Source organism: Roseateles sp. P5_E11 (genome assembly GCF_054049355.1).
Window position 1 is genome coordinate 1 of record NZ_JBFUMO010000812.1, and the last position, 2,001, is coordinate 2,001.

General features: G+C 67.2%; 1 protein-coding gene. It reads left to right on the plus strand.

Annotated features, from left to right (window positions below):
- Positions 1–2,001, plus strand: a 2,001-nt coding sequence (locus ACXJKR_RS30925; protein WP_457326104.1) for a HAMP domain-containing protein, incomplete at both ends; no start/stop codon positions are given.

Below are 2,001 nucleotides of genomic sequence, written 5' to 3' on the forward strand. Positions count from 1 at the left end.
CCAACACCATGGTGGACCAGCTGCGTTCGTTCGCGTCCGAAGTGACCCGSGTGGCSCGCGAGGTGGGCACCGAAGGCAAGCTCGGCGGCCAGGCACAGGTGCCCGGCGTGGCCGGCACCTGGAAGGACCTGACCGACAACGTCAACTCCATGGCGTCCAACCTGACGGGCCAGGTGCGCAACATCGCCGACGTGACCATTGCGGTGGCCAACGGCGACCTGTCCAAGAAGATCACCGTGGACGTGCGCGGCGAGATTCTGCAGCTCAAGGAAACCATCAACACGATGGTGGAACAGCTGCGCTCCTTCGCGTCGGAAGTGACGCGGGTGGCCCGCGAAGTGGGCACCGAAGGGCGTCTCGGCGTGCAGGCCGTCGTGCCCGGCGTGGCCGGCACCTGGAAGGACCTGACCGACTCGGTCAACACCATGGGCGCCAACCTGACGGCTCAGGTGCGCAACATCGCCGAGGTGACGACGGCCGTGGCGCGCGGCGACCTGAACCGCAAGATCACGGTGGACGTCAGCGGCGAAATCCTGGAGCTGAAGAACACCATCAACACCATGGTCGACCAGCTCAACGCCTTTGCCGGCGAGGTCACGCGCGTGGCCCGCGAGGTGGGTACCGAGGGCAAGCTCGGCGGCCAGGCCAAGGTGGCCGGCGTGGGCGGCACCTGGAAGGACCTGACCGACAACGTSAACTTCATGGCCTCCAACCTGACCGAGCAGGTGCGCGGCATCGTCAAGGTCGTCACGGCCGTGGCCAACGGCAACCTGACCCAGCGCCTGACCGTGCAGGCCAAGGGCGAGGTGGCGGCCCTGGCCGACACCATCAACAACATGACCGACACGCTGGCCACCTTCGCCGAGCAGGTGACCAATGTGGCCCGCGAGGTGGGCGTGGACGGGCGGCTCGGCGGCCAGGCCCATGTGCCGGGCGCCTCGGGCACCTGGAAGGACCTGACCGGCAACGTCAACCTGCTGGCCGCCAACCTGACGACCCAGGTGCGCGCCATCGCCGAGGTCGCCACGGCCGTGACCAAGGGCGACCTGACGCGCGCCATCCAGGTCGAGGCCAAGGGCGAGGTGTCCGAGCTCAAGGACAACATCAACACGATGATCTCCAACTTGCGCGAGACCACCGAGCGCAACCGCGAGCAGGACTGGCTGAAGACCAACCTGGCCAAGTTCACCGGCATGCTGCAGGGCCAGCGCGAGCTGCAGACCGTCAGCCAGATGCTGCTGACCGAGCTGGCACCGCTGGTGCAGGCGCACCAGGGCACCATCTATCACGTGGCCGGCGCCGAGGCCGACAACCGCCAGCAGCTGCGCCTGCTGGCGAGCTACGCCCAATCCGGCGCCGTGCGGCTGGCGCCCACCATCGAGATGGGCGAAGGCCTGGTCGGCCAGTGCGCGCTGGAGAAGCGCAGCACCCTGCTGGCCGACATCGCTTCGGACTTCGTCGCTATCTCGTCCAGCCTCGGCTACGCGCCGCGCGTCAGCGTCATCGTGCTGCCGGTGCTGTTCGAGGGCCAGACCAAGGCCGTCATCGAGCTGGCCACGCTGCAGCCCTTCAGCAGCGCTTCGCTGGCCTTCCTGGAACTGCTGACGCAGAGCATCGGCGCGGTGTTCAACACCATCGAGGCGACGATGCGCACCGAGTCGCTGCTGTCGCAGTCGCAGCAGCTGACGGTGGAGCTGCAGTCGCGCCAGAGCGAGCTGCAGGAGACCAATGAGCAGCTCGGCACCAAGGCCCGCCTGCTGGCCGAGCAGAACGAGGAAGTGGAGCGCAAGAACGCCGAGGTCGAGCAGGCCCGCCACGCGCTGGAAGACAAGGCGGCCGAGCTGGCGCTGACGTCCAAGTACAAGTCCGAGTTCCTGGCCAACATGTCGCACGAGCTGCGCACGCCGCTGAACTCCATCCTGATMCTGAGCCAGCAGCTGGCCAGCAACAACGACGGCAACCTTTCAGGCAAGCAGGTCGAGTTTTCGCGCAACATCAACT